Here is an 822-nt window from a genome sequence, read left to right as displayed (position 1 = left end):
TCGTTCCTGTATTCGGTCCCAAAGCGCTTGATGACTCGCCACGCATCGGGCACATTCATGTGACCGTCGACGACGCTCCGTGGCATTGGGCGGACGCGAGCGGCGAACCGCTGATCATCGTGGGACTTCCTGTAGGACCTCACAAGGTGCTGGTCGAACTTGTCGACGCAAATCATGAGACCGTCGACAGCAGTGTCGTCAACTTTGTCGTACCCCGGCAATTTTCAAGACCGAAAGCCAAGTGAGAGACGGTGGCGGCTGAACGAACTGGAGGTATCTACTCGCACCACTACGTCGTCCCTCGCTGATTCGCCAGACGACTAGAGGTTGATGATCGTCTGATCTACGGCCTGCTGTGTATTGATCGTCTGCGAATTCGCTTGATAGTTGCGCTGGGTCGCAATCAAATTGATGAGTTCATTGGTCAGGTCGACATTCGAGTTCTCGACGGCACCTCCCTGGAGGCTGCCGTGATTGGTCGATCCCGGTACGGAGGCCTGAAACACGCCGGATGCGGCGGACTGTGCATAGACGTTGCTTCCGAGGTTGACAGGTCCATTTTGGTTGTTGAAGGTAGCAAGGACAATTTGCCCCAACGCCAGCTTTTTTCCATTTGAGTACGTACCTTTAGAATTCCATCGGCTCCCGCAGAGAAGTTCGTCAATTGCCCGAGCAGTCGAGGCGAAACAGGAGCGAATCCCTGTCCGGATAGTCGTAACGGATCGGAGCCTCGGATTTGTCGATCTGTGCGAATCCGTTTTTGCGGTAGAACGCATGCGATCGTGCGGATGAGGCAGGTGTATCAAGAATGATGGTCTTGAT

The 822-nt window shown here is 54.5% G+C and carries 1 protein-coding gene and 1 pseudogene; one reads left to right on the top strand and one right to left on the bottom strand.

The annotated features are described in order from the left end of the window. Nucleotides 1-245: DUF6130 family protein (locus AWB67_RS38845; RefSeq protein ID WP_235025634.1), on the top strand; the 245-nt coding region annotated here is incomplete at its 5' end. A 75-nt stretch (nucleotides 246-320) separates the two neighbouring features. Here AWB67_RS38845 and AWB67_RS38840 read toward each other — a convergent pair. Next, a pseudogene (locus AWB67_RS38840) lies at nucleotides 321-712 on the bottom strand (flagellar hook-basal body complex protein); the annotation flags it as partial. Nucleotides 713-822 lie beyond the last annotated feature (110 nt).

The organism is Caballeronia terrestris, assembly GCF_001544515.1.
Taxonomy (GTDB): Bacteria; Pseudomonadota; Gammaproteobacteria; order Burkholderiales; family Burkholderiaceae; genus Caballeronia; species Caballeronia terrestris.
This window is presented reverse-complemented; position numbering and strand designations above follow the sequence as displayed.